Raw genomic sequence first — 23,114 nt, 5'->3', positions numbered from 1 at the left:
GCACGTCGAGCCGCTCAAAACTCCAGCGGCGCGTTGTCGACGACCTCCTTCATCACGAAGAAGGTGCGGGTCTGGCGCACGCCGGGCAGCGCGATCAGCTGTTCGCCGTGGATGCGGTTGAAATCCTCCATGTCGCCGACGCGGATCTTGAGGAAATAGTCGAAATCGCCGGCGACGAGGTGGCAGTCGAGCACGCATTTCAGCCGGGTGATCGCTTGCTCGAAGGTAGCAAAACTCTCCGGGGTCGAGCGGTCGAGCACGACGCCGACCATCACCAGCGTGCCCTTCGCCACCTTCTTCGGCGCGACCATGGCGCGAACCGCGGCGATGAAGCCGTCCTCGAACAGGCGCTGGGTGCGGCGATGGCAGGTGGCGGGGCTGATGGCGACGGTTTCGGCCAGCTCGGCGTTACTCAGCCGACCGTTATTTTGCAGCAATCTCAACATTTTAAGGTCGGTGCGATCGAGTCGGGCAGCCATGGAAGATACTTTCGATATTTGGCTCAAATTCGGGAGAAAATAGATCTATTGGACGCCAGAGCGCAAGCTTTGCGACAGTTGCTGCGCAATATTTGAAAGCACATTTGCCCACGGCAGTGCTAGGCGCTTGAGCCAATTCAACGCCAATCGGGATGACCCAATGATGCTGGACAAATTCGCGCGCTATCCGCTGACCTTCGGCCCGACGCCCATCGAGAAGCTGGAGCGGCTGTCGAAGCACCTCGGTGGCAATGTCGAGATCTATGCCAAGCGCGAGGACTGCAATTCCGGCCTCGCCTATGGCGGCAACAAGCTGCGCAAGCTCGAATACATCATCCCGGACGCGATCGCCTCGAACGCGGACACGCTGGTCTCGATCGGTGGCGTGCAGTCCAACCACACCCGCATGATCGCCGCCGTCGCCGCCAAGATCGGCATGAAGTGCCGCCTGGTGCAGGAAGCCTGGGTCCCGCACGAGGACGCCGTCTATGACCGCGTCGGCAACATCATGCTGTCGCGCATCATGGGCGCTGACGTGCGTCTGGTCGACGACGGCTTCGACATCGGCATCCGCAAGAGCTGGGAGCAGGCGATCGAGGAGGTGAAGGCGGCGGGCGGCAAGCCTTACGCGATCCCCGCCGGCGCCTCCGTGCACAAATTCGGCGGCCTCGGCTATGTCGGCTTCGCCGAGGAAGTGCGCAAGCAGGAAGCCGAGCTCGGCTTCAAGTTCGACTACATCGTGGTCTGCACCGTCACCGGCTCCACCCATGCCGGCATGCTGGTCGGCTTCGCCGCCGACGGCCGCGCGCGAAAGGTGATCGGCATCGACGCGTCGTTCACGCCGGCGCAAACGAAAGCGCAGGTGCTCTCGATCGCGCAGAACACCGCCAAGCTCGTCGAGCTCGGCAAGGATATCGTCGAAGACGACGTCGTGCTGATCGAGGACTACGCCTATCCCGCCTATGGCGTGCCGTCGGAAGAGACCAAGGAAGCGATCCGCCTCACCGCACGTTTAGAGGCGATGATCACCGACCCCGTCTATGAGGGCAAATCGATGCAAGGCCTGATCGACCTGACCCAGAAGGGCCATTTTGAGAAGGGCGCAAAGATTCTCTACGCCCATCTCGGCGGCGCGCCGGCGCTCAATGGCTACGGTTACGCATTCCGGAACGGCTGAGGTCTGTAGCCCGGATGGAGCGAAGCGTAATCCGGGACTTGTACAATACGGAAAGACTTCCCCGGATTGCGCTTCGCTCCATCCGGGCTCCTCGTCAGGATGCCCTACCGCGTCTTGACGATCTGGAGCAGTTCCTCGCCGTAATGCTCGAGCTTCTTGTCGCCGATGCCGGGCACGTTGCGGAGCTCGTCGAGCGTCGTCGGCCAGGCCCGGACGATGCCGTCGATGGTGGCATCGTGCAGCACGACATAGGCCGGCACGCCGCGTTCGCGCGCGATGTCCGAGCGCCAGGACCTCAGCCGCGCCCGCAATTCGGGATCGACATCGCCCTGCGGCGCGTTGGCCGCAGGCGCGAGGTCACCGCGGCGGGATTTCGTCCGGCTCGCGCGAACACGCGTGCCCGGCGCTTCCTCGCGCAGCCACACCTCGGTCTCGCCGCGTAGCACGCCGCGCGCGCTCTCCGTCAGCTTCAGCGCGCCGAACGCCTCGCTGTCACTGTACAAATGCCCCATCGCCACCAGCTGCCGCAGCACCGTGCGCCACTGCTTCTCGTTCAGCTCGCTCCCGATGCCGAACACGGACAATTTGTCGTGGCCGAACTGCGTCACCTTTTCGGTGAGGCGGCCAATCAGGACGTCGATCAGCTGCATCGCACCGAAACGCTGCCCGGTGCGATAGGCGCAGGACAGCAGCTTCTGCGCCAGCACCTTGCCGTCGCGCATCTTGGGCGGCGTCAGGCAGTTGTCGCAATTGCCGCAATTGTTCGCCGTCTCCGCCTCGCCGAAATAGGCGAGCAGCCGCTTGCGCCGGCACTGCGCGGTCTCGGCGAGGCCGACCAGTGCGTCGAGCTTGCCGATCGACACCCGCTTGAAATCGTCAGAACCACTGGACTCGTCGATCATGCGGCGCTGCTGCACGATGTCGGAGAGACCATAGGCCATCCAGGCCGCCGACGGCTTGCCGTCGCGCCCCGCGCGCCCCGTCTCCTGATAATAGGCCTCGATGCTCTTCGGCAGATCGAGATGGGCGACGAAGCGCACGTCGGGCTTGTCGATGCCCATGCCGAAGGCGATGGTCGCGACGATGACGATGCCGTCCTCGTTGAGGAACCGGTCCTGGTTGCGCGAGCGTATGCTGCTGTCGAGCCCGGCGTGATAGGGCAGCGCCGCAATGCCGGCGTCGTCGAGCGCGGCGGCAACCTCCTCGACGCGATTGCGCGACAGGCAATAGACCACGCCGGCGTCGCCGGCATGCCGCTCCCGGATGAATTCTTTCAGCTGCGACACGGCGTTGCGCTTGTCGACGATCTCGTAGCGGATATTCGGGCGGTCGAAGCTGGAGACGAATTGCGGGCTGTCGGCGAGCCGGAGGCGCTCGACGATCTCCTTGCGGGTCAGCTCGTCGGCGGTCGCGGTCAGCGCGATGCGCGGAACGTTCGGAAAACGTTCGGCGATGATGGAGAGGCCGACATATTCGGGGCGGAAGTCATGGCCCCATTGCGAGACGCAATGCGCCTCGTCGATCGCGAACAGCGCGACCTTCGCCTGCGCCAGCAGCGACAGGCAGCGCGGCGTCACCAGGCGTTCCGGCGCGACATAGAGCAGGTCGAGATCGCCCGCGATCAGGCGGCGCTCGATGTCGGAAGCTTCCTGGAGCGTCAGCGACGAGTTCAGCGCCGCGGCGTTGACCCCGGCCTCGAGCAGGCCGGCGACCTGGTCGCGCATCAGCGCGATCAGCGGCGACACCACGATACCGCAGCCTTCGCGCAGCAGTGACGGCAATTGATAGCACAGCGACTTGCCGCCGCCGGTCGGCATCAAAACTAGACAATTGCCGCCATCCGTGACGTGCCGGATGATCTCGCCCTGCGCGCCGCGGAACCCCGGCAAGCCGAACACCGAATGCAGCACCGACAGCGCGTCGCGGCCGTTGGCGGGCGCAGGCAGCGGGGCGGTGGAAGGTGCGGACATGGGTGCGTCGGTGCAAGGCCGTAGGATTCTTCACAAGGCCAGTCGCATGACCGCGCGGGCATGGCAAGACTGTTTGCGGGGCTTGCACCGCTGCTTCCTCTCCCTCTCCCCGTTCTTACGGGGTGAGGGGCCTCTCTCCACAGATGAGATTGCCGATGGACCTGTACCCCCTCACCCGAATTCGATCTGCGATCGAATTCGACCTCTCCCCGCAGGCGGGGAGAGGTAAGAAAGCTACGCCCCGATCCGTCGCAGCGCTTCCGCGACCGTCACGATCGGCATGTCGCGCTTCCCAGCCGCCTCCAGCGCATGGCGCATCAGGTGCGGCGTGCAGCCGTAGGGGCTTGGCGCGTCGGCGACGTCGTGGCCGTAGAAGATCAGCCATCCGCCGCTCGTCACCGCCTCGTCGAAATAGCGATCGACGCCCGCAATATCGATCTCGCAATCGATCAGAGGCGAGGCGCGCAGGAACTGGAGGTCAATGACGTCGCGATTGACGCCGGGGAGGATGCCGCGCGCCGAGCGGAAGGCCTTTGCAAGCTGCGGCTTGCGCCAGACCGAGGCGATTCCATAGGGGTAGGCGAAGTTCTCCAGCACGATCGAGGAATCGATGGCGTGGAAATGGCTGCGGTTACGCTCGATCTCGCGCGCCATGGCGGCCTCGTCGAGATCGGCCGAGCTCTGATGCGAAAAGGTATGGCAGGCAATCTCGTGACCGGCCCGGTGAAGCCGCACGATCGCGTCGTTCGACAGGCCGTGCCAATGATCCGACGGACGATCGATCAGGCTACCGGCGAGGTAATAGGTGCCGCGGCCACCATGCGCCTCCAGAAGCGCGGCGCCCTCGCCTGCGGCGCTATCGGGCGCGTCGTCAAACGTGAAGCTCACCATCGGCGCATGCGCAGGCAGCCGGTGCGGCGCGGCACGGAAATGCCGGGCCAGCCGATTGCTCACGCGTCCCTGGAGTGCCGACCACACCGTCGTTTCCTGCGGTTTCCTATCTATCTACTGAAACATTCGTGCGCTGGTCGAGGCAAGCCTAACGCCCGGGTAATCCTAATGCGGAACCAACGCCCTTCGTCTAGCGTGCCAGGACCGAAATATCGGCTTCCGCACCGAGATATTGCAGCCAGTTGCGGAAAAGCGCCGCCGCGGCGCTGCCGGCAGCGATATCGGCGCGCAGATTCAGCGCAGGCAGTTCGTTGGTGAGCGCCGGGTGGCGCTGTTGGGTCGCCTTCTTCTCGAAGCGGGTGAGCTTCTCTTCGGTCGCTGCGTCAAAATAACTCACGGGCAGGTGCGGATAGGCCTCGCGCTCGCGCGCGAGATAGCGGCCGATGTCGCGCAGATATTCGCGCTGGAGCGACAGCGCATCGTATTCCGGGTGGCCCTGGAAGAACACGAAGCGGCTGGCATATTGCCTGACGAAGATATCGACGCCGGCCTTTGCCGAACGCGTCAGCACCTGGTAGCCGGCCTGTGTGAGGTCGCTCTCAGCGATCTCGTTCAGGCGGGAATGCGAGACCTTGAGGGGCGCAGGCGCAGCGCGCGTCAGCGGATCGGTCGTCGCAGCTTCGCAGTCGAAAATGCCGTGACATTTGGCCGGGAGCCGCCGCCGCGCGATGCCGTCGAGATGCAGCACCGCCGCATGCGCGGCGAGGCACGACCAGATCGTCGAGCGCGTGTTGACCTTGGCCCAGTCGATCAGCTCGGTGAGGTCGCGCCAGTACGGCTCCTGGTCGAGCTCGGGCGCGACCGGCTCGGCGCCGGTCACGATCAGCCCGTCGAACTTGTGGTGCCTGAGCTCGCTGAGTTCCGAATATTCGCTTTCGACATGCCACTTCGCCTCGGGTGACCGCTTCACCGAGGGCAGCGAGAAACAATGGAAACGGATGCGGCGCGGACCTGCGGCCGCCTGGAGCAGCCGCATGAACTGCCGCTCGGTCGCCTTCAGCGCCGGATCCGGCATGTTGTTGATCAGACCGATCGTGAGATCGGCGAAACCGTGGTCGCGCGCGAGATCGCCCTCGGCCGGTACCAGCGCAGGGCTCGATATACCTTGATCCCTGTCGATCAAGATCGTCATCGGCGCCGTCGCCTACTCCGCGGCCTGGAGGCGTGCCGACGGGCAGGCCTTCTCGAGCGCCTGGTCGATGTCGTCGATGATATCTGAGGAATGCTCGATGCCGATTGACAGGCGGATCGTCTCCGGCAGCACGCCGGCGACGCGCTGCTGCTCCGCCGACATCTGCCGGTGGGTGGTCGAGGCCGGATGGCACGCCAGCGACTTGGCATCGCCGATATTGACCAGGCGCGTGATCAGCTTCAGCGCATCGTAGAAGGTCTTGCCGGCCTCCATGCCGCCCTTGATGCCGAAGGTGAACAGCGAGGAGGCGTTACCGTCGAGGTATTTCTGAACGAGCGGGTAATAGGGGCTGTCCGGAAAGCCGGTGTAGTTGACCCAGGCAACGCGCGAGTCCTTGCGCAGGAATTCGGCGACTTTGCGGGCGTTCTCGACATGGCGTTCCATGCGCAGCGCGACGGTCTCGATGCCCTGGAGCAGCAGGAAAGCGTTGAACGGCGACAGCACCGAACCCATGGTGCGCTGATAGACGCTGCGGGCGCGCTCGATATAGGCGGTCCTGCCGAAGCGCTCGGCATAGACGAGGCCGTGATAGGAGGCGTCGGGCTTGTTGTAGGCCGGGAAGCGGTCCGCGTGCTTGGCCCAGGGGAAGTTTCCGGAATCGACGATGGCCCCGCCCAGCGTGGTGCCGTGGCCGCCCAGAAACTTGGTGAGCGAATGCACGGCGATGTCGGCGCCGTAATCGAACGGCTTGAGCAGGATCGGGGTCGCGACCGTGTTGTCCACGATCAGCGGCACGCCATGCGCATGCGCGATCTTGGCGAGCGCCTCGATGTCGCAGACGTTGCCGGCAGGATTGCCGATGGTCTCGGCGAACACGGCGCGCGTGTTCTCGTCGATCAGTTTTGCGATCGCATCCGGCTTGTCGCTCTCGGCGAAACGGCCGGTGATGCCCTGCCGCGGCAGGATGTGCGAGAGCAGCGTGTGCGTGGTGCCGTAGAGCTGCGGCACGGAAACGATGTTGCCGCCGTGATCGGCGACGTTGACGAAGGCGAAATGCAGCGCAGCCTGGCCGGTCGCAACCGCGAGCGCGCCGACGCCGCCTTCGAGCTGGGCGATACGCTTCTCCAGCACCGCGCTGGTCGGATTGGCGATGCGGCTGTAGCGAAAACCCTCGGCCTCGAGATTGAAGAGCGCGGCGCCATGATCGGCGCTGTCGAAGGCATAGGCCGCGGTCTGGTAGATCGGCACCGCAACCGCGTGCGTGGTGGCTTCGGGCTCGTAGCCGGCGTGAATAGCGATCGTCTCGTTGCGCATCGTGCCACCTCCGCGTGGAGCGGGCCGCACTTATTTGGCCTGTATGAGGCATGTGCGTTGTCCGCCGTTCCTCTGTTAGAGGCGGGTGGTAAAGCGGACAATAATTCGCCTAGAGATCGAGGAAGTAACCCTAACGATTGTTGGTGAATTGGCTAAAACTTGAATCGAATTGGATTAATGAATTGCTGAGAATCCGTTAGGCTCGCTGGGTCTCTTCCCTTCTCCCCTTGTGGGAGAAGGTGGCGCGAAGCGCCGGATGAGGGGTCTCTCTCCGCGCATTTGCTGCAGCAGGGGCATTCGCGGAGACATGCCCCTCACCCGTCTCGCCGCTTTGCGGCGAGCCACCCTCTCCCACAAGAAGGGGAGAGGGTGAGAGTACACCCTACTCCATCGTCTCCCAGAGCCGGTGAGCGAGCACACCGGCACGCTTCTCGATCGCGGCCGCCGCATCGAGCGCGAGGTCCTCGCGATAGCGGCCGGCGATGAGCTGCACGCCGATCGGCCGGCCGTCATGCAGGGTCACCGGCACCACCGCGCCGGGCAGGCCCAGCACGTTGATGGCGGAGATGAAGCGGATCTCGCCCCAGAAGATTTCCTTGACGCGATCGGCACTCACGGTGTCGTCGCGCGGTCCCGGCGTCGGCTTCACCGTGGTCGGCGCCAGCACGACCGGATACTCCTCGAAGAACAATTGCCAGGCGCGGATATGGCCGTTGCGTGCGGCCGTCGCCTGCATCCACGCCTTGAGATCGAGCATATTGGCCTTGGTCTTCATGCCACCCCAGGCCTTGTGGAAGTCCTCGGACGTCACCTTCAGCATGCCGGCCTCCTGCATCACCACGGTCTCGTTGGTGATGATGTCGCACCAGGTCTGCCAGACGCCGTCGATGTCGGGGACATCGACCTCGGTCACGCGATAGCCGGAACGCTCCAGGTGATCGGCGGCCTGACGCAGCGCCGCGCGGACGGACGGATCGACGTCCATATCCTCCGGGATCCTGGCCAGTGCGACCTTGATCGGTCCCTTCGGCTTCGGCCCGGCCAGCGGCGCCGGCACCCACCAGGGATCGCGCGGATCGCGCTCGCTCATCACATCGAGCGCGAGGCGGACGTCGCCGACGTGACGGGCGAGCGGGCCCTGCGCCGACATCAGATGCGCCAGCATCGGCCGCTCGGCTGTGGCGCTTCCGTTGAAGGCGGGGATGCGGCCCTGCGTCGGCTTGATCGTGGCGACGCCGTTGCAATGCGCCGGCCAGCGCAGCGAGCCGCCGATGTCGTTGCCATGGGCGATGGTGCCGATGCCGGCGGCCACCGCCGAGCCCGCGCCGCCCGAAGAGCCGCCGCAGGTGATGTTCGGGTCCCAGGGGTTCAGCGTCAGCCCGTGCAGCGGATTGTCGGTGAAGCCGCGGAAGGAGAATTCCGGCGTGTTGGTGAGGCCGATGACGATCGCGCCGGCTTTCTTGAGATTGCGCACCACGGGCGAGTCCGACGGCGCGACAAAATCCTTGTTGGCGGGCACGCCGTTGAAATTCGGCCGGCCTTCGTAGTCGACATTCTCCTTGATCGTGATGGGCACGCCGTGCAGCAGGCCGAGCGCGCCGCCCCTGCCGCGCTGCTTGTCGGCCGCATGCGCAGCCTTCAGCGCTTCCTCGCTGAGATCGACGACAACCGCATTCAGCCGCGGATTGACGGCGCGCATTCGTTCCAGATGCGCTTCGACGGTCTCGACCGCGGAGATCGCGCCGTTGCGGATCGCAGCTGCGGTGTCGACCGCGGACCATTGCCAGACCGGACCTTTCGGACGGCGCGCCGTCGCCGACTTGCGCGGCGCCGGCTTCTTGACCGTCTTCTTGGCCGCCTTCGCAACGGCCCCCTTGCGGGCGGTGCTCGTCTTGACCGAGGTCTTCGTTACTTTCCTTGCAACACTTTTCTTCTTCGTCGCCGTCTTCTTCGCCACGCCGCATCTCCAAAAAATTGCGCGGCGGAGGTTATGGAGATCACGCGAGCGTGTACAGGCGCGTTTCTGCATGGCGCGTCGCCGCGACGCTCTGCCACGGGCCGGCGCGAGAGACGCGCGTGAACCTTTGGCCCCGCTCTCCTGACCCATATACTGGTTGAATGGTGGAACAAACCACCGCCAAGATTGTGCCATCAAGATTGTGCCATGGCGATTAGGTTTTTGACCTAGCTATTCTGACAGCGATACATCGGAGCATTTGCCATGCTGGTGGAATTCGACAGCGGATACGACCAGCAGCCATTTCGCGATCTGTGCGCCGACTATCCGACCGCTGAAACCTACGATCCCGACGATTTCCGGATTGAATGGGGGCCGATCTTTCATCGCGGCCGGCTCGACGGATCGGCGCGCGTGCTCGTCGTCGGTCAGGATCCCGCCCAGCACGAGACGATCGTGCGCCGGATCCTGGTCGGCACCGCGGGGCGCCGCACTCAGGGCTTTCTCGCCAAGCTCGGCATCACGCAGAGCTACGTGATGGTGAACACCTTCCTGTACAGCGTCTACGGGCAGAGCGGCGGCAACAAGCACAAGAACGAGCCGGGCATCGTCGAGTATCGCGACAAATGGTTCAAGGCCGTGCTCGCGCCGGGCAATATCGAAGCCGTTGTCTCGCTCGGCGGCCTCGCCGAAGAGGCCTGGAAGGCCTGGCTCAAGACGCCCGATGGCACGGCTTACAAGACCCTCGCCTATCAGCACATCACGCACCCGACCTGGCCGGAAAGCTCGGCCCACGATAACGCGACGCGGGCCGCGAACACCAAGATCATGCTGACCAAGTGGAACGCCGCGCTCGCGGCTCTCGCACCTGAGGTCCTGCATCCCGACGAGCCGACGACGCTCGTGCCATATGGCGACGCCTTCAAGCCGACCGAGCTCTTCGACATCATCGCAAAGGATCTCCCCGCCGGGCTGCCGGCGTGGATGCGTGGAGACACGCCGTGGGCCGTGCGCCAGGGCGCCGACGCGGCCACCAAGCGGCGCACGATCACGATCACCATCCCCGACGGAGTGATCCCATGAGCCCGGCTGCCAACCCGAAGCGATGGGCCCTGAGCGGGCGGATCGTGACGATGACCGCCGAGGGCGACGTCATCAAGAGCGGGACGATCTTCATCGAGGACAATCGCATCGCGGCGATCGTACCCAAGGGACAGCCGGCCCCGGCAGGCTTCGAGGCCGTCGTTGCAGTGGCGACCGGCGGCACCATCTATCCCGGCCTGATCGAGCTGCATAATCACCTGAGCTACAACATCCTGCCGCTCTGGCGCGTGCCGCAGCCCTACGGCAATCGCGACCAATGGCAGAACGCCAAATCGTACAAGACGTCGGTGACCGGCCCCATGAGTGCGATCGCGCTGGCCGACGACGGCTCGCTGCTGCCGGCCCTGGTCCGCTATGTCGAAGCCAAGTGCATGGTCGCGGGCACCACGAGGAGCCAGGGGATCACGCTGTCGAACTGGAGCGGCACGATCCACAAATATTACAAGGGTGCGTTGCGCGCCGCCGAGATCGGCAGCCCGCCCGATCTGCCGAAGGCCCACTCGAAGATTCCCGACATCGATGCCGAGGATTGGGCGAAGTTCGACAACGAGCTGAAATCGTCATCGTGCTTCCTGCTGCATCTCAGCGAAGGCATCGACACCAAGGCGCATAGCCACTTCCTCGCCTTGCGCAATTCCGAGGGAGATTGGGCGATCGAGCCGTCGCTCGCCGGCATTCATTGCACGGCACTCGATGCGACCGACTTCGGAACGATGGCCGAAAACCATGCCAAGGTCGTCTGGTCGCCCCTGAGCAATCTGCTGCTCTACGGAAAGACGACCAATGTCGTTGCCGCGCGCACGGCCGGCCTCACGATTGCGCTCGGTTCGGACTGGTCGCCGTCCGGCAGCAAGAACCTGCTCGACGAGCTGAAGGCGGCCAAGGTCGTGTCCGCGCATTTCAATCTCGGCTTCAGCGACTACGACATCGTCTCGATGGCGACGCGCAATCCGGCCGCCATTCTCAAGTGGGATGCGAAGCTGGGAACGATCGCCAAGGGCAAGTTCGCCGACCTTCTGGTCGTGAAGGGAGTCACCGGCGATCCCTACGCTCATCTGATCAAATCGCGCGAGCAGGACATCGTTCTGGTCACCATCGGCGGACGAGCCCGTTATGGGACGAAGACGGTCATGCAGAAGGCGGGCGGAATCGGCGAGGCGCTCAAGATCGGCAGCAGCGCACGGGTGATCGACTTCACCTCGCCCGACCAGGATCCCGGCATCGAGAGGATCACGCTGGCGGAGGCGACGAGCCGCCTTCGCGCCGCGCTCGGCAATCTCGGCACGCTGCAGCCGCACAGCCTCGCCATGAGCGATGCGATCGCCCGCGGAGCGGTGTCACGCACCGGATGGCGCCTCGCGCTGGACGAGCAGTTCGGCAACAATGTCCAACTGCGCCCGCGGCTCGAATTCAACGGTGTCAGGACCGGTCCGGATTTGGCGGCGGTCGCGGCAGCGGCCGAGCCGCTGCATCCGATCAAGCTGGATGGCCTCACGGTATCAGGCGATCCCGCGTTTCTGGACACGCTGAGGAACGAGCCGAATCTTCCAGCGGGAATCGCGACTGCGATCGCTGCTTTTTACTAGTCGTTCGTCACACCAGCGGCGGATTGAGGCGCGTAAAGCCTTCCTGGATGCGATAGGGGTAGTAGGGATAAGGCGGCATCACGGCGCTGACCTCGTCGAGACGCGCGATCTGCGCAGCGCTCAGCGACCAGCCAACCGCGCCGAGATTGTCGCGCAACTGCGCTTCGTCGCGGGCGCCGATGATCACCGAGGATACGGTGGGACGCGACAGCAGCCAGGCGATCGCGATTTGCGGCACGGTGCGGCCGGTCTCCGCGGCGATCGTATCAAGCACGTCGACGATGGCATAGAGCCGCTCTTCGTCCACGGGCGGGCCGAACTGCGCGGTGGCGTGCAGACGGCTGCCCGCAGGAAGCGGCTCGCCGCGCCGGATCTTGCCGGTGAGCCGGCCCCAGCCGAGCGGGCTCCAGACCAGCGCGCCGACGCCCTGGTCGCGTGCGAGCGGCATCAGCTCCCATTCATAGTCGCGGCCGAGCAACGAATAATAAACCTGATGCGCGACATGGCGCGGCCAGCCGTGCCGGTCGGCGATGGAGAGCGACTTCATCAGCTGCCAGCCGGCGAAATTGGAGACACCGACATAGCGCAGCTTGCCGGCGCGTACGAGCGTATCGAGCGTGGACAGCACCTCCTCGATCGGCGTGAACGCATCGAAGGCATGGAGCTGGAGCAGATCGAGGTAATCGGTGCCGAGCCGCCGTAACGCCGATTCGACCGAAGCGATCAAGCGATGCCGCGATGAGCCGGCATCGAGCGGACCGTCGCCCATCGGCAGGCTCATCTTGGTGGAGATCAGCACCTTGTCGCGGCGTCCCCTGATCGCGGCGCCGAGGATCTCTTCTGACGCGCCGTTCGAATAGACATCGGCGCTGTCGAACAGATTGACGCCGGCCTCGAGACAGATGTCGACCAGCCTGCGCGCTTCGTCGGCGCCGCTGCGGCCCCAGGCCGAGAACAGCGGCCCTTGTCCACCGAACGTGCCGGTGCCGAAGCTGAGGACAGGTACCCTAAGGCCGGAGGCGCCGAGATTGCGATGTTCCATGATCATTCTCCTATTCCGCCGGGCACGCCGCGACTGCGGACTGCGTTCGATCGAGCTGAAGGCTCCATAGCGCGAGCACAAGACCGAGGGCCGTGATGCCGGCCGCGACCAGCGGCAGCGCGGAGAGACCGAGGCCGCGGTCGATGGTGACGCCGCCCACCCACGCGCCGAGCGCGTTGCCGAGATTGAAGGCGGCGATGTTGAGGCTGGAAGCGAGCGTGCGGCCGCTGGGGCCGGCAGCTTCCAGCACGCGAAGCTGGAGCGGCGCGACGGTCGCAAAGGCCGCAATGCCAAGCAGCAGGATCAGCGCGATGGCTGCGATCTTGACCGACAGCACGGCGGCAAGGCCAAGCAGCACGATGGCGAGCGCGGCGAGCGTGCCGATCAGGGCACGCGCGAGGCCGCGATCAGCGAGCTTGCCGCCGGCGACGTTGCCGATCGCGAGACCCGCACCGAACACCAGCAGGATCGGCGACACCGCGGCTTCCGAGAAACCGGTGAAGCGCGTCAGGATCGGCTGGATATAGGTAAAGACGACGAACAGGCCGGCAAAGCCGAACACGGTCATGGCGAGGCCGAGCAGCACCTGCGGACGGCCGAGCACCGCGACCTCCTCGGAGAGCGAGATCGGCTTGTCGCCATTGCCGACATGGCCGGGCACGAATGTGGCCACCACTGCGAAGGCGATCACGCCGATCACCGTCACCGCCCAGAATGCCGCGCGCCAGCCGAGCATCAGGCCGAACCAGGCGCCGAAGGGCACGCCCAGGAGCGTCGCGACCGTCAGGCCGATGAACATGGTCGCAATCGCCGACGCGCGCTTCTCCTCCGCGACGAGGCTGGTGGCGACCACCGAGCCGACGCCGAAGAAGGTGCCGTGGGCGAGCGAGGTCAGCACCCGCGCCGCCATCAGCCATTCGTAGTTCGGCGCAAGCGCACAAGCCGCATTGCCGAGCGTGAAGATCGCCATCAGGGCGAGAAGAACGATTTTCCGCGGCATCCGCCGCGTCGCCAGCGTCAGGACGGGCGCGCCGGCGAAGACGCCGAGCGCATAGCCGGAGATCAGCAGCCCCGCGACCGGCACGGAGACGTGCATGTCCGCGGCGACCTTGAGCAGCAAGCCCATGATGACGAACTCGGTGGTGCCGATGCCGAAGGCACCGGCGGTGAGGGCGAGGACGGCGGGAGGCATGCGCGGCTCCAATGCGAGGGACGAGCCACGCAGATAGCCGCAGCGCAGCGAAACCATTAGGATGTCCGCAATCCAACCATTTGTGACGTGAATTCAACATGGCCCGTTTCGACACCAACCGCTCCGCCGAGATGGAGGTTTTCGTCCGCGTCGTCGATCTCGGCGGTTTCACCCAGGCCGCGCGAAAACTGCGCCTGACCCCGTCGGGCGTCAGCAAGCTGATCTCGCGGCTGGAGACGCGCCTCGGCTCGCGGCTGATCAACCGCACCACGCGCAAGCTGACGCTGACGGAGGAAGGCCAGGCCTTCTACCAGCGCGCCGTGCGCATTCTCGGAGAGATGGAAGAGGCCGAGCGCGAGGCGGCTTCAGGCGCAGCGCCGCGCGGCCGCCTCACGGTCAACTGCAACATTCCCTTCGGCATGCTGCACGTCCTACCGCTGATTCCCCGCTTCCTGGAACGGCATCCCGAGGTCACACTCGACCTCGTGCTGACCGACACGCTGATCGACCTGATGCAGGAACGGGCCGATATTGCCATCCGCGTCGGGCCCCTGAAAGCTTCACGTCTGGTCGCGCGAAAGCTCGGCACCAGCCGCATGGTCGTCGTCGGCACCCCAAACTATCTGGCGCGCTTCGGCACGCCGAAGACGCCGGCGGATCTCACTGAGCACCGCGGCATCGGCTGGACCTTTCCGCGCATCCGCGGCGGCTGGCCATTCCGGCGCGGCGACCGCACCGAGGAAGCCCTGCCACCGCCCGTCGCGCGCGCCAGCGACGGCGAAATCGCCCGCCGCCTCGCCCTCGGCGGCGTCGGCCTCGCCCGCCTCGCCCTCTTCCACATCGGCCCCGACATCGAATCGGGCCGTCTCGTTCCGGTCTTGCAGAGTTACAATCCCGGCGACCGCGAAGACATCCACGCCGTCTATGTCGGCCACACCGCCCCCCTGCCCGCGCGCGTGCGCGCGTTCATCGATTTCCTCGCCGAGCATGTGCGGGTGAGCGACCCAGTGCTGAAGCGCGCGGGGGACGGGAGGTGGAGGGTGGCCTAGGGACGTCGAAATCGCGGCGATACGCGCGTTCGGTGCTGCCCATCGTGTCATGGGAGCGGACCAACTATCCGTTGGCCGTTGCGCGCTGCGATCGTCGGCAGCATGTCCATGTGCTGCTCGCGCGGCTCGGGGATCCTGTGCAGATCGCGGAAGAATTCCTCGTGACGACGCGGCGTGGAGACGAGGATGTGTCTCGCGTCGGCCGGCCCCTCATTGGTGAAGCCGTGAACAACTCCTCTCGGCACGAGAATCCGCGAGCCGGGTCCCGCGACCTCGGTCTGGTCTCCCACGAGGTATTTCACCTGGCCCTCCAGGAGGACAAACAGCTTGTCCTCCTCCTCGGAGATGTGGGCGGGTGCGCCGAAGCCCGGCTTGATGGTCATGTCCAGCACCGTGAACGGGCTTTCCTGCGGATTGATAATTTTCGTCGTGAGACCGGCAAATTCGGTCGTTTCGAACTTCGTCGTGATGACGCTCTGCATTGGCCAAGGCTCCATTGACTTCGGAGCTCGATAGATTGCATGCGGGAGGGCTGCGGATTAGTCCCCTTCCGCAAGCCACAGCCGCTGTAGTTCTGGCCAATTGGCGTCGGAGTTTCCCGAAGACCAGTTCTGCTGCCCGAACGGTCCACCTCAAACTGTCGGCATGAACAACGACGACAACGGAAATCACCGCCCCGCAGATGCAAGGTGTCGCTCGAACACACGGCTAAAATCCGCGACCTTGGCGCTTAGATCGGCCCGCGACGGATATGTGAGATGCAGGCGGATCGTCCCGGAGAACTGCTCTGGCAAAACCGGCACGACGAGCCCCGATGCGTATTCCACTCTGCAGAGGGCTTCCGGAAGCAGACCAATCCCCCGGTGATTCAGCACAAGCTCACGAGCAAGAGCGAAGGAGTCGACCGCGACATGAAAGGCGGGCCACGTTGCCCCGCCCGGCAAGGAGCGGGATAGAAGGCGCAGCAATTCCGGCCTCGATGGCCCGATCAAAGTTGACGCCTCGCGAATATCGACGGGAATCCCGTGACTGCTCACATAGTCTGCGCTCGCATAAAGACCAAACTTCATGTCGATTGCGCCCTTGATCAGGGCTTCCTGAGGATTGGCCGCTCCGATGCGGAGCGCAATATCAATATCCTGGGAGATGAGATCGAGCACGTCGTTAGTGAGCGACACCTCAAAGCGCACATTGGGGTGATCGTTTCTGAAATCCCCGATCGCGGCTGCCACGATCCTGACCGGAAAGTCGGCCGGCAGCGTGATACGGATTTCGCCGGCATATGGGTCGTTAGCACCGCTTACCCCCCGGAGCGCGTTGACAAGCAGGGCAAGCGCGCCAGCCGAACGCTGGTAGAGTTCTCGTCCTGCGGCCGTGAGGGCAAAAGCGCGCGTAGACCTCTTGAAGAGCCGCGCACCGAGCGCCGCCTCCAGGCTGCGGATGCGCAAGCTGACGGACGACCTCGGCGTGTTGGTTTCGCGGGCTGCCGCCGCAAATCCGCCGGCGCGCACGACAGCGACGAATGTCTGCAGGGAATTCAGGTCGATCGGCTGCGCGTCGGTGTGAGCGAGACTTGAATGTTCATTGTGATCATCCTTCTCGGCCTCTTCGAGAGCGCTGCTGTGTGCCTTCATGACGTCCTGCTTCCGGTGATGGTCCGGCGCGCGCGGGAACTTCATGAGGGAAGGGAGCGGCAACCGATAGCGAACCTATGGACGGCAACAATGACCGGAGCGCACCAGGATTTGCGACGCAATTGAACGTGACCGTCGGTTGATTGAGCAAGCCGCGATATCGTCAGCTCATCGTTCATGGTGGATGCTCTCTGGGGAGAGGGCGGGATGAATCCCGCCCTCTCATCGTCAGATAGTCGGGTGAAGGTTGCGGACCGGGCTCAACTCCTCGAGGAGCGAGGCTACCTTGAGCACCGTCGATTCCGCCAGCCAGGACGAGACGATCTGCACGCCGATCGGAAGGCCGTCGTGGCTCGTTCCAAACCGCATTGATAGCGCGGGCATTCCCGTCAAGCTGAACGGTGATGTGGCGCTCATCACGTGGAAGGGCGAAACCGTCACGCCATCGACCACGAGGTCCTTGAGACCGTGTTTGGTCGCCGGGAACGGGGTCACCGGACATAGCAGCACATCGTACCGCTGGAAGTATTCGGCGAAGCTGTCGCGAAGGCGCTCTATGGCCTGCTCGGCGGCGACGAAGTCGGCGATCGGCGTATCAGGTGCACCAAGGACCAGTTTGGCGTGCCTGAAGATCTCGGCCTCATGGCCGGCGGTGACCTTCTCGAACTCGCGCCGGGATTCCATCTGCTGGAGCTGCCAGAGGACGCTGTTGGCATCGGTCTGCTCCACCACCGGCAACCGGACCTGTTCGACGTGGTCGCCGGCATTGCTCAGCGAATGTGCCGCTGCCTTCACGGTCGCGACCACTTCCGGATCGATGGGTCCGAAGAAGCCCGGAGAGGCCATCCAGCCCACGCGAAGCTCACGGGTCGATTTCGTACCTATCCCTGTATCGAAGTTGGGCGAGCTCACCGAGAAGCCGTCGGCGCCGTCGGGGCCTGCCATCAAGGAATAAGCGAGCGCCACATCGCGAACGGAACGCGCCATCGGACCGACGTGCCAGAAACGGCTCGGCACCCGAGGCCAGTGGCCCGTCATCGGCATTCGACCGTGAGTCGCTTTAAATCCGACGACACCGGTATGCGCTGCCGGGCCGCGCAACGAGATCGAGAGATCGCTGCCCACACCGAGTGGCGACATGCCCGCTGCGATGGCAGCGGATTCACCGCCGCTCGATCCGCCCGGCGTGTAGTCGAGGTTCCAGGGGTTGTTGGTTTGGCCCGTCAGGAGATTGTCGGTTTCGATCGAATAGGAAAATTCCGGTGGATTCGTCTTTGCGATGAGGACGGCGCCGGCGGCCTTCAGCCTGGCCACGACGGTGGCATCAGTATCAGGCACGCGCCCTCTGAAAATCGGCGAACCGCGCTGTGTCAGCACGCCCGCCGTGTCGATTCCATCCTTGACGGTGAACGGAACGCCGTGGAGAGGGCCGAGCTGGGCGCCCGACATCACCGCCGCTTCGGCCTTCCCGGCGCTTTCCATCGCGCCATCGGCCAGCGTCACGATCGCATTCAGCTTGGGATTGACCGCCGCGATGCGGTCGAGATGCGCCTGCATGACCTCGACGGGCGAAAGCTCCCGTTGAGCGATGAGCTGTGCGATGCGGGTGGCGTCCATTCTAACGATGTCATCAGTCATATCGATCCTACCTGTCATTTGGTAGGCTGGACATGTCCCTCGCATTTGGGGACTTCAATCCCTACCTGTCATTTGGTAGGGACACGTTAAGGTGATGACGATGAGCGAAAATGCGAGAGAAGCAATCCTGGCCGCGGCGCGCAGGACGGCCCAGGCGCACGGATATGGCGGGTTGAACTTCCGCGACATCGGGGCTGAAGTCGGCATCAAGGCTGCGAGCATCTATCACCACTTCCCCGGCAAGGCCGAGCTGGGTGCGGCGGTGGCGAGACGCTACTGGGAGGATACGGCAGCGAACCTTGAAGCTCTTTCAAAAGCGAACGGAGATCCGAGAAAGGCGCTCCGGGCCTACCCGGGGCTCTTTCGTCGATCGCTCGAGCACGACAATCGCATGTGCCTCTGTAGCTTCATGGCAGCCGAATATGATGATCTGCCGGACGCCGTGAAGACCGAGGTGCAGGCATTCGCCGATGTCAACGTGGCGTGGCTAACCAGAATGCTCGCTGCGGCTTCAATTCCCGCCGGCAAGCGAGAAGCGAGGGCGCGCGCGATCTATGCGGCCGTTGCCGGCGCACAACTGATGGCGCGGAGCCGCGCCGACCTGAAATTGTTCGATGTGCTGATCGAAAGCTATCGCGGATCAGGCTTGATCCCGACTTGAAGGCCGATCCTGCCTGCGCCGTCCAAATAGCTGGCGGAGATGAATCGTGGACATCCTTGGCTCCTTCACATCGGCGCTTGCGTGCCAATTGACAGTCAATTGGAGAACGTGCTCGCCTTGCGGACGAGCAGTTCATCGCCCTTTCGGCTGATTTCGAGCGCGGGTGCCTGGTATGGCGTTGAGACAACGACGCGCTGACCGGGCGCCAGTACTGTCACAAAGCGGATCGGCGTTCCCGCTTCACCCTGTGGAAGAGTCGTGACGACGCGGAATCCATCGGGCTCGACCGTGTAGTAGGCGACGCCGGATACATCGCCGAGATTGATGCTCAGGCCCTCGATCGGCCGCAGGCCGTTAGCGTGTGCGGCTCCGAGTGAGGCGAAGGTGACGGCGGCTGCGAGAAGCGAGCTGCGGACTGACATAGGAACCTCCGTTGGCTTCGGCGGCGGGCGGGTTGCCCGTCTGGCTGATCGCGGCGGAATCGCGGTTTCCGTAAAGCGCGCGCAATTTGGTCTTCAGGACTTTTCCGGTCGCTCCGTGCGGAAGCTCGTCGACGAACAGAGCGTCGTCCGGCATCCACCACTTCGCGATCTTGCCCTCGTAAAAGGTCAGGAGATCTTGCGCCTTGAGCCTCGACCCCTGGCGCCGGACCGCAAGCAGGAGCGGGCGTTCGTCCCATTTTGGATGCGCAATACCAATCACCGCCGCTTCGACGATTTCGGGGTGGGCCATCGCCAGGTTTTCGAGTTCGATAGACGATATCCATTCGCCTCCGGACTTGATGACGTCCTTCGCGCGATCCGTAACCTGCATATAACCCGCTCGCTCTCCGGCATCTTGTAATACGCGCGGGCAATCCAGGGCCCCCGAACCACGAGGTCGCCAACGGCCTTGCCATCGTGGGGGAGCTTTCTGTTGTTGGCATCGCGAATGCCGATTTCGACCCCGAAAAGCGCACGTCCTTGTTTGACTGTTATTCGGCGTACGGCTTGCCCCCCGATCGGCGCCGAAGGTTGACCCCGCCCAACACCGCCCAATTCATTGAAACCATCACCGGAATGCTCATCTCGTGTGGGGTCAATGTTGGAAGCCGATGGGGGTCAAAGTTCGGCGCTTATTTACAATTGAAGCACTGGCCGGTCAAGATCAGGCGTGTTCGCGCCTGATGACGGTGCCTGGCATCGGGCCGATCATTTCGAGCGCCATGGTGGCCGCGATCGGCACTGGAGACGTCTTCTCCAAAGGCCGCGACTTCGGCGCCTGGCTCGGACTGGTGCCTAAGCAGATCTCGACGGGAGACCGCACGATCCTCGGCAAAATCTCACGGCGCGGCAATCGCTACCTGCGCGTTCTGTTCGTGCAGGCGGCATGGGTTGTGCTGGTCAGGATCAAGAACTGGGAACGTTACGGACTCAGATCCTGGATCGAAGCCGCCAAGAAGCGATTGCACCACAACGTGCTGGCGATCGCACTCGCCAACAAGCTTGCCCGCATCGCCTGGGCGGTGCTGGCTAAAGGACGCGCCTTCGAGCTGACAAGGACCAACGATGCAGGCGTCCGACCCGCTTGATCCTCGCGCCGTGCTCGGCGCGGTCAAGGCGCGGCCTGGCAACGCCGGAGCCAGCCGCAAGCCAAGCGCAACGGCCGGCCTTGACCGCCCGTGCGCGCGACGCGACGCACGTCCTGCGGGCCGGGACGAAGGAACGGCCCCTGGCTCGAACACAGGAACTGCGAGGTAGGAGGAGCATGCGATGACGTAACCCCATCAACAGGTTCCAGCCGAGGTCTGCGAGAGGATGAGACGAGATGGAGGTTCGGTCTTCCCGGCGCATGCGAACACTGGTGACCCAAATGGCCCAATCGAGGCCTGTCCGCTAATGAGAACGCACGCGCTGATATCCATGATGGCCCGGAGCAAATGCTCCAATCAAAGGCCGGATACATTGATGCAAGACCACTCACCACCTGATCGATGAACCTCTTGCTACGCACGGCCGGACCATACATGTGGGTCAAAAGCAGCTATGGACGCCAAGTTGGATCGGCGTCCGGTTTGCCCCTGGCAGCCGACAGGACACGCGCTCAATTGACCTTCGGCTAAGGGCCGATTGTGTTGCAAAAGTCGAAAGTTGTAGGGCTCAAGATTTTTCGCGAAAACACTAAGCAGCGAGCGATCGCTGATTCGTATGACCTCAATCGCGTTACCAAAGTCGCCTGTGAATTTTGCGTGAGGCCGTGAGGTCCCTCGCATGTTGTACGCGAAAGTCGCGCCCGCGGCCCGCAGAATTTTGGTCATCGGCGAAAATTGACCTTTGCAACAATATCGGCCAACAGCCGACATCGCGCCTGTGCCGGAATGACGAAAGAGGCCGCCGATTGAGGTAGCCTCTTTATATGCTTCGGCGCTTCGTTTTTACTTCTTGCGCGGATCGTCGGCTGGATCGATGAACACGATGCCCCCCGGCCCGGTGAATACAATTTGGACCATCGTTTCTTCGTTTGTCGTCCAAACATAATGGGGGTGCTTCGCCGGCAGCGCGAAGACGGAGCCCGGCTTCAAAATCTCGCCTTTCGAGGGATCAAACTTTTCCCCCATGGCGTTCCCAAAGCTGCCACTCATCACGGTGACGACCTCGGCATAGGGATGAGTGTGCGGCGGAACTTTATAATTCGGCGGGAATTTCACCCGCTGGACGATCGTCTCGGCCCTTGTTGGGTCACCGATCAAGATGGCGGTTTGCACGCCCCTGAAGACCGGATGCTCTATCCACGTCAGCCCATCGGGCTTGACCACCTTCATCGCATCTTGAGCCATCGCAGAACTTGCCAACGCGATCAAAGCGGCGGCGACAAAGGACTTGTTCATCCTAACCTCCTCCCAAATGTTGCGGAGCTGGAAGGCCCGATAGGATACAGCAAAAAATTCAGACTGAAGCGCTTAAATTCATTCTCGGATCGGCTTGAACCATCCATCGCGAACCAAGTCCGAATTGGGTCATTCGCGACGTTTGGAGCCGACGCTGATGACGTCCCTTCTTTCCTTACCAGCGGACGTTTCCAGGGAGCGGCGACCTCAAAAGATGCCAGGAGTTAGCCCTCCCCCGCAGTGATCACGTGACCTTTTATCGCGCCCTCGCTCAAACTGTTTTGCAGTAAGCTGACGCACTTTAGTGGAGACGAGAGCCGGGAGTAGCCCATGGACGTCACAGCTTGGCTGTGTGGTCTGGGGCTGGGACAGTACGCACAGGCGTTCCGCGAGAACGACATCGATGCCGAGGTCCTCCTGGACCTCACGGCCGAGGATTTGATCGGGCTCGGCGTCGCCTCGATCGGCCATCGCCGCAAGCTGCTCGCCGCCATTGCCGCCCTGCGCGCCGGCTCAATGTCAGTGACCGCCCCTGCTACGGCCGCACCCGCCGCCATCTCCGCCAGCGTCTCACTTGCATCCGAGGCCGAGCGCCGCCAGCTCACTGTGATGTTTGTCGATCTGGTCGACTCGACCGCGCTCGCGGCGCGGCTCGATCCGGAGGAAATGGCCGAAGTGCTGCGGAGCTATCACAGCGTAGTGGCGGGTGCGATCGCGCGGTTCGAAGGGCATGTGGCGAAGTACATGGGGGATGGTGTACTGGCCTATTTCGGCTACCCGCGCGCCCATGAGGATGAGGCCGAACGCGCGGTGCGGGCCGGCCTTGCCGCGGTCGTGGCGGTGCAGAGCCTGGGATCGGGGCACGGCGAGACGTTGGCGGCCCGTGTCGGCATCGCGACCGGGTCGGTGGTTGTCGGCGAGTTGATCGGCGAAGGCGCGGCGCGCGAGGAGACGGTGGTCGGCGATACGCCGAATCTCGCAGCGCGGCTGCAAGCCCTCGCCGAGCCGGGTACGGTGATGATCTCCGCCCGGACCCGCGAGCTCATTGGTGGGCTGTTCGAGCTCGCCGAGTTCGGCCTGCAGATCTTGAAGGGGTTTCCCGTTCCGGTGCGGGCGTGGCGCGTGGTCGGAGAAGGCGCCGCCGAGAGCCGGTTCGAGGCACTGCACGGCGCCGGCCTGACACCGCTTGTCGGGCGCGAGCATGAGATCGGCCTGCTGCTCGAGCAGTGGGAGCGCGCCAAGGAGGGTGAGGGCCAGGTGGTTCTGCTGACGGGCGAGCCTGGCATCGGCAAGTCGCGCCTCCTGCGAGCGCTGCGCGGGCGACTTGAGAATGAGCCGCATACGCCCCTGAGCCACTACTGC

General features: G+C 64.0%; 19 protein-coding genes and 2 pseudogenes. 7 read left to right on the top strand and 14 right to left on the bottom strand.

Features of this window, described 5'->3' with window-relative positions; all coding sequences use genetic code 11:
• Positions 1–14: 14 nt before the first annotated feature.
• Complete coding sequence (locus tag QJT78_RS21170) at positions 15–479, bottom strand: Lrp/AsnC family transcriptional regulator (protein ID WP_038943290.1); 465 nt, start codon at positions 477–479, stop codon at positions 15–17.
• A gap of 163 nt (positions 480–642) precedes the next feature.
• Here QJT78_RS21170 and QJT78_RS21165 point away from each other — a divergent pair, with 163 nt between their 5' ends.
• Positions 643–1,656, top strand: coding sequence for a 1-aminocyclopropane-1-carboxylate deaminase (locus tag QJT78_RS21165; RefSeq protein ID WP_028153143.1), 1,014 nt, complete (start codon positions 643–645; stop codon positions 1,654–1,656).
• 104 nt (positions 1,657–1,760) lie between these two features.
• On the opposite strand, the gene recQ is transcribed toward QJT78_RS21165, so the two are convergent.
• The 5 genes from recQ to QJT78_RS21140 all read right to left on the bottom strand — a co-directional run bounded on the left by recQ (position 1,761) and on the right by QJT78_RS21140 (position 8,980).
• Positions 1,761–3,626 (bottom strand): DNA helicase RecQ, encoded by a 1,866-nt coding sequence (gene recQ / locus QJT78_RS21160; protein WP_028153144.1) that lies wholly within the window; start codon positions 3,624–3,626, stop codon positions 1,761–1,763.
• A gap of 234 nt (positions 3,627–3,860) precedes the next feature.
• Positions 3,861–4,604, bottom strand: a complete 744-nt coding sequence (locus tag QJT78_RS21155; protein ID WP_281460290.1) for a polysaccharide deacetylase family protein — start codon at positions 4,602–4,604, stop codon at positions 3,861–3,863.
• A gap of 103 nt (positions 4,605–4,707) precedes the next feature.
• On the bottom strand, positions 4,708–5,709 hold the full coding sequence (locus tag QJT78_RS21150) for a homoserine O-succinyltransferase (protein WP_038943288.1): 1,002 nt from the start codon (positions 5,707–5,709) through the stop codon (positions 4,708–4,710).
• Positions 5,710–5,721: 12 nt separating this feature from the next.
• A complete protein-coding gene (locus tag QJT78_RS21145) occupies positions 5,722–7,023 on the bottom strand; it encodes an O-acetylhomoserine aminocarboxypropyltransferase/cysteine synthase family protein (RefSeq protein ID WP_028153146.1) in 1,302 nt (433 codons plus the stop codon).
• A 382-nt stretch (positions 7,024–7,405) separates the two neighbouring features.
• Positions 7,406–8,980, bottom strand: coding sequence for an amidase family protein (locus QJT78_RS21140; protein ID WP_028153147.1), 1,575 nt, complete (start codon positions 8,978–8,980; stop codon positions 7,406–7,408).
• 264 nt (positions 8,981–9,244) lie between these two features.
• Between QJT78_RS21140 and QJT78_RS21135 the strand changes: the two genes are divergently transcribed.
• On the top strand, positions 9,245–10,063 hold the full coding sequence (locus tag QJT78_RS21135) for a uracil-DNA glycosylase (RefSeq protein ID WP_028153148.1): 819 nt from the start codon (positions 9,245–9,247) through the stop codon (positions 10,061–10,063).
• On the top strand, positions 10,060–11,670 hold the full coding sequence (locus tag QJT78_RS21130; RefSeq protein ID WP_212480769.1) for an amidohydrolase family protein: 1,611 nt from the start codon (positions 10,060–10,062) through the stop codon (positions 11,668–11,670). The genes QJT78_RS21135 and QJT78_RS21130 overlap by 4 nt, the downstream gene beginning before the upstream one ends.
• Before the next feature lie 7 nt (positions 11,671–11,677).
• Here QJT78_RS21130 and QJT78_RS21125 read toward each other — a convergent pair whose 3' ends face one another.
• On the bottom strand, positions 11,678–12,712 hold the full coding sequence (locus tag QJT78_RS21125) for an aldo/keto reductase (protein WP_028153150.1): 1,035 nt from the start codon (positions 12,710–12,712) through the stop codon (positions 11,678–11,680).
• A gap of 10 nt (positions 12,713–12,722) precedes the next feature.
• The gene (locus tag QJT78_RS21120; protein ID WP_038943283.1) at positions 12,723–13,904 is read right to left on the bottom strand and encodes an MFS transporter; all 1,182 of its coding nucleotides are present in this window, start codon (positions 13,902–13,904) and stop codon (positions 12,723–12,725) included.
• Positions 13,905–14,002: 98 nt separating this feature from the next.
• Here QJT78_RS21120 and QJT78_RS21115 point away from each other — a divergent pair, with 98 nt between their 5' ends.
• Positions 14,003–14,953: a LysR family transcriptional regulator gene (locus QJT78_RS21115; RefSeq protein WP_028153152.1), complete on the top strand. Its 951-nt coding sequence runs from the start codon at positions 14,003–14,005 to the stop codon at positions 14,951–14,953.
• Between the two features lie 47 nt (positions 14,954–15,000).
• Here QJT78_RS21115 and QJT78_RS21110 read toward each other — a convergent pair whose 3' ends face one another.
• The 3 genes from QJT78_RS21110 to QJT78_RS21100 form a co-directional block, all read right to left on the bottom strand.
• Positions 15,001–15,435, bottom strand: coding sequence for a cupin domain-containing protein (locus QJT78_RS21110; RefSeq protein ID WP_014490468.1), 435 nt, complete (start codon positions 15,433–15,435; stop codon positions 15,001–15,003).
• Between the two features lie 186 nt (positions 15,436–15,621).
• On the bottom strand, positions 15,622–16,587 hold the full coding sequence (locus tag QJT78_RS21105) for a LysR family transcriptional regulator (protein WP_162136513.1): 966 nt from the start codon (positions 16,585–16,587) through the stop codon (positions 15,622–15,624).
• A 228-nt stretch (positions 16,588–16,815) separates the two neighbouring features.
• On the bottom strand, positions 16,816–18,225 hold the full coding sequence (locus tag QJT78_RS21100) for an amidase (RefSeq protein WP_038943280.1): 1,410 nt from the start codon (positions 18,223–18,225) through the stop codon (positions 16,816–16,818).
• Positions 18,226–18,325: 100 nt separating this feature from the next.
• Between QJT78_RS21100 and QJT78_RS21095 the strand changes: the two genes are divergently transcribed.
• Positions 18,326–18,886: a TetR/AcrR family transcriptional regulator gene (locus tag QJT78_RS21095; RefSeq protein ID WP_028153155.1), complete on the top strand. Its 561-nt coding sequence runs from the start codon at positions 18,326–18,328 to the stop codon at positions 18,884–18,886.
• Positions 18,887–18,981: 95 nt separating this feature from the next.
• Here the strand turns inward: QJT78_RS21095 and QJT78_RS21090 are convergent, their stop codons facing one another.
• Together QJT78_RS21090 and QJT78_RS21085 are read right to left on the bottom strand one after the other, a co-directional pair.
• Positions 18,982–19,308 carry a hypothetical protein gene (locus tag QJT78_RS21090; RefSeq protein ID WP_028153156.1) on the bottom strand — a complete coding sequence of 109 codons (327 nt, stop codon included), beginning with the start codon at positions 19,306–19,308 and terminating at the stop codon, positions 18,982–18,984.
• 79 nt (positions 19,309–19,387) lie between these two features.
• Positions 19,388–19,851, bottom strand: a pseudogene (locus tag QJT78_RS21085) (long-chain fatty acid--CoA ligase); the annotation flags it as partial.
• 158 nt (positions 19,852–20,009) lie between these two features.
• On the opposite strand from QJT78_RS21085, the pseudogene QJT78_RS21080 reads away from it, so the two are divergent.
• A pseudogene (locus QJT78_RS21080) lies at positions 20,010–20,456 on the top strand (IS110-like element ISBj4 family transposase); the annotation flags it as partial.
• 843 nt (positions 20,457–21,299) lie between these two features.
• Here the strand turns inward: QJT78_RS21080 and QJT78_RS21075 are convergent.
• A complete protein-coding gene (locus QJT78_RS21075) occupies positions 21,300–21,752 on the bottom strand; it encodes a cupin domain-containing protein (RefSeq protein ID WP_038945884.1) in 453 nt (150 codons plus the stop codon).
• A 330-nt stretch (positions 21,753–22,082) separates the two neighbouring features.
• On the opposite strand from QJT78_RS21075, the gene QJT78_RS21070 reads away from it, so the two are divergent.
• Positions 22,083–23,114, top strand: a 1,032-nt coding sequence (locus tag QJT78_RS21070; RefSeq protein WP_281460289.1) for an adenylate/guanylate cyclase domain-containing protein, incomplete at its 3' end; no start/stop codon positions are given.

This window comes from Bradyrhizobium sp. Mp27 (assembly GCF_029953005.1).
In the GTDB taxonomy this organism is placed as follows: Bacteria; Pseudomonadota; Alphaproteobacteria; order Rhizobiales; family Xanthobacteraceae; genus Bradyrhizobium; species Bradyrhizobium barranii.
Note: the sequence above shows the minus strand (reverse complement) of the source record. Positions and strands in the feature narration are given on the sequence as shown.

What these genes read in the sequence shown, in the direction of transcription:
- QJT78_RS21170 (WP_038943290.1), bottom strand. Translation starts at nt 479, where the DNA reads ATGGCTGCCCGACTCGATCGCACCGACCTTAAAATGTTGAGATTGCTG.
- QJT78_RS21165 (WP_028153143.1), top strand. Translation starts at nt 643, where the DNA reads ATGCTGGACAAATTCGCGCGCTATCCGCTGACCTTCGGCCCGACGCCC.
- recQ (WP_028153144.1), bottom strand. Translation starts at nt 3,626, where the DNA reads ATGTCCGCACCTTCCACCGCCCCGCTGCCTGCGCCCGCCAACGGCCGC.
- QJT78_RS21150 (WP_038943288.1), bottom strand. Translation starts at nt 5,709, where the DNA reads ATGACGATCTTGATCGACAGGGATCAAGGTATATCGAGCCCTGCGCTG.
- QJT78_RS21145 (WP_028153146.1), bottom strand. Translation starts at nt 7,023, where the DNA reads ATGCGCAACGAGACGATCGCTATTCACGCCGGCTACGAGCCCGAAGCC.
- QJT78_RS21135 (WP_028153148.1), top strand. Translation starts at nt 9,245, where the DNA reads ATGCTGGTGGAATTCGACAGCGGATACGACCAGCAGCCATTTCGCGAT.
- QJT78_RS21130 (WP_212480769.1), top strand. Translation starts at nt 10,060, where the DNA reads ATGAGCCCGGCTGCCAACCCGAAGCGATGGGCCCTGAGCGGGCGGATC.
- QJT78_RS21125 (WP_028153150.1), bottom strand. Translation starts at nt 12,712, where the DNA reads ATGGAACATCGCAATCTCGGCGCCTCCGGCCTTAGGGTACCTGTCCTC.
- QJT78_RS21120 (WP_038943283.1), bottom strand. Translation starts at nt 13,904, where the DNA reads ATGCCTCCCGCCGTCCTCGCCCTCACCGCCGGTGCCTTCGGCATCGGC.
- QJT78_RS21115 (WP_028153152.1), top strand. Translation starts at nt 14,003, where the DNA reads ATGGCCCGTTTCGACACCAACCGCTCCGCCGAGATGGAGGTTTTCGTC.
- QJT78_RS21110 (WP_014490468.1), bottom strand. Translation starts at nt 15,435, where the DNA reads ATGCAGAGCGTCATCACGACGAAGTTCGAAACGACCGAATTTGCCGGT.
- QJT78_RS21105 (WP_162136513.1), bottom strand. Translation starts at nt 16,587, where the DNA reads ATGAAGGCACACAGCAGCGCTCTCGAAGAGGCCGAGAAGGATGATCAC.
- QJT78_RS21100 (WP_038943280.1), bottom strand. Translation starts at nt 18,225, where the DNA reads ATGACTGATGACATCGTTAGAATGGACGCCACCCGCATCGCACAGCTC.
- QJT78_RS21095 (WP_028153155.1), top strand. Translation starts at nt 18,326, where the DNA reads ATGAGCGAAAATGCGAGAGAAGCAATCCTGGCCGCGGCGCGCAGGACG.
- QJT78_RS21090 (WP_028153156.1), bottom strand. Translation starts at nt 19,308, where the DNA reads ATGTCAGTCCGCAGCTCGCTTCTCGCAGCCGCCGTCACCTTCGCCTCA.
- QJT78_RS21075 (WP_038945884.1), bottom strand. Translation starts at nt 21,752, where the DNA reads ATGAACAAGTCCTTTGTCGCCGCCGCTTTGATCGCGTTGGCAAGTTCT.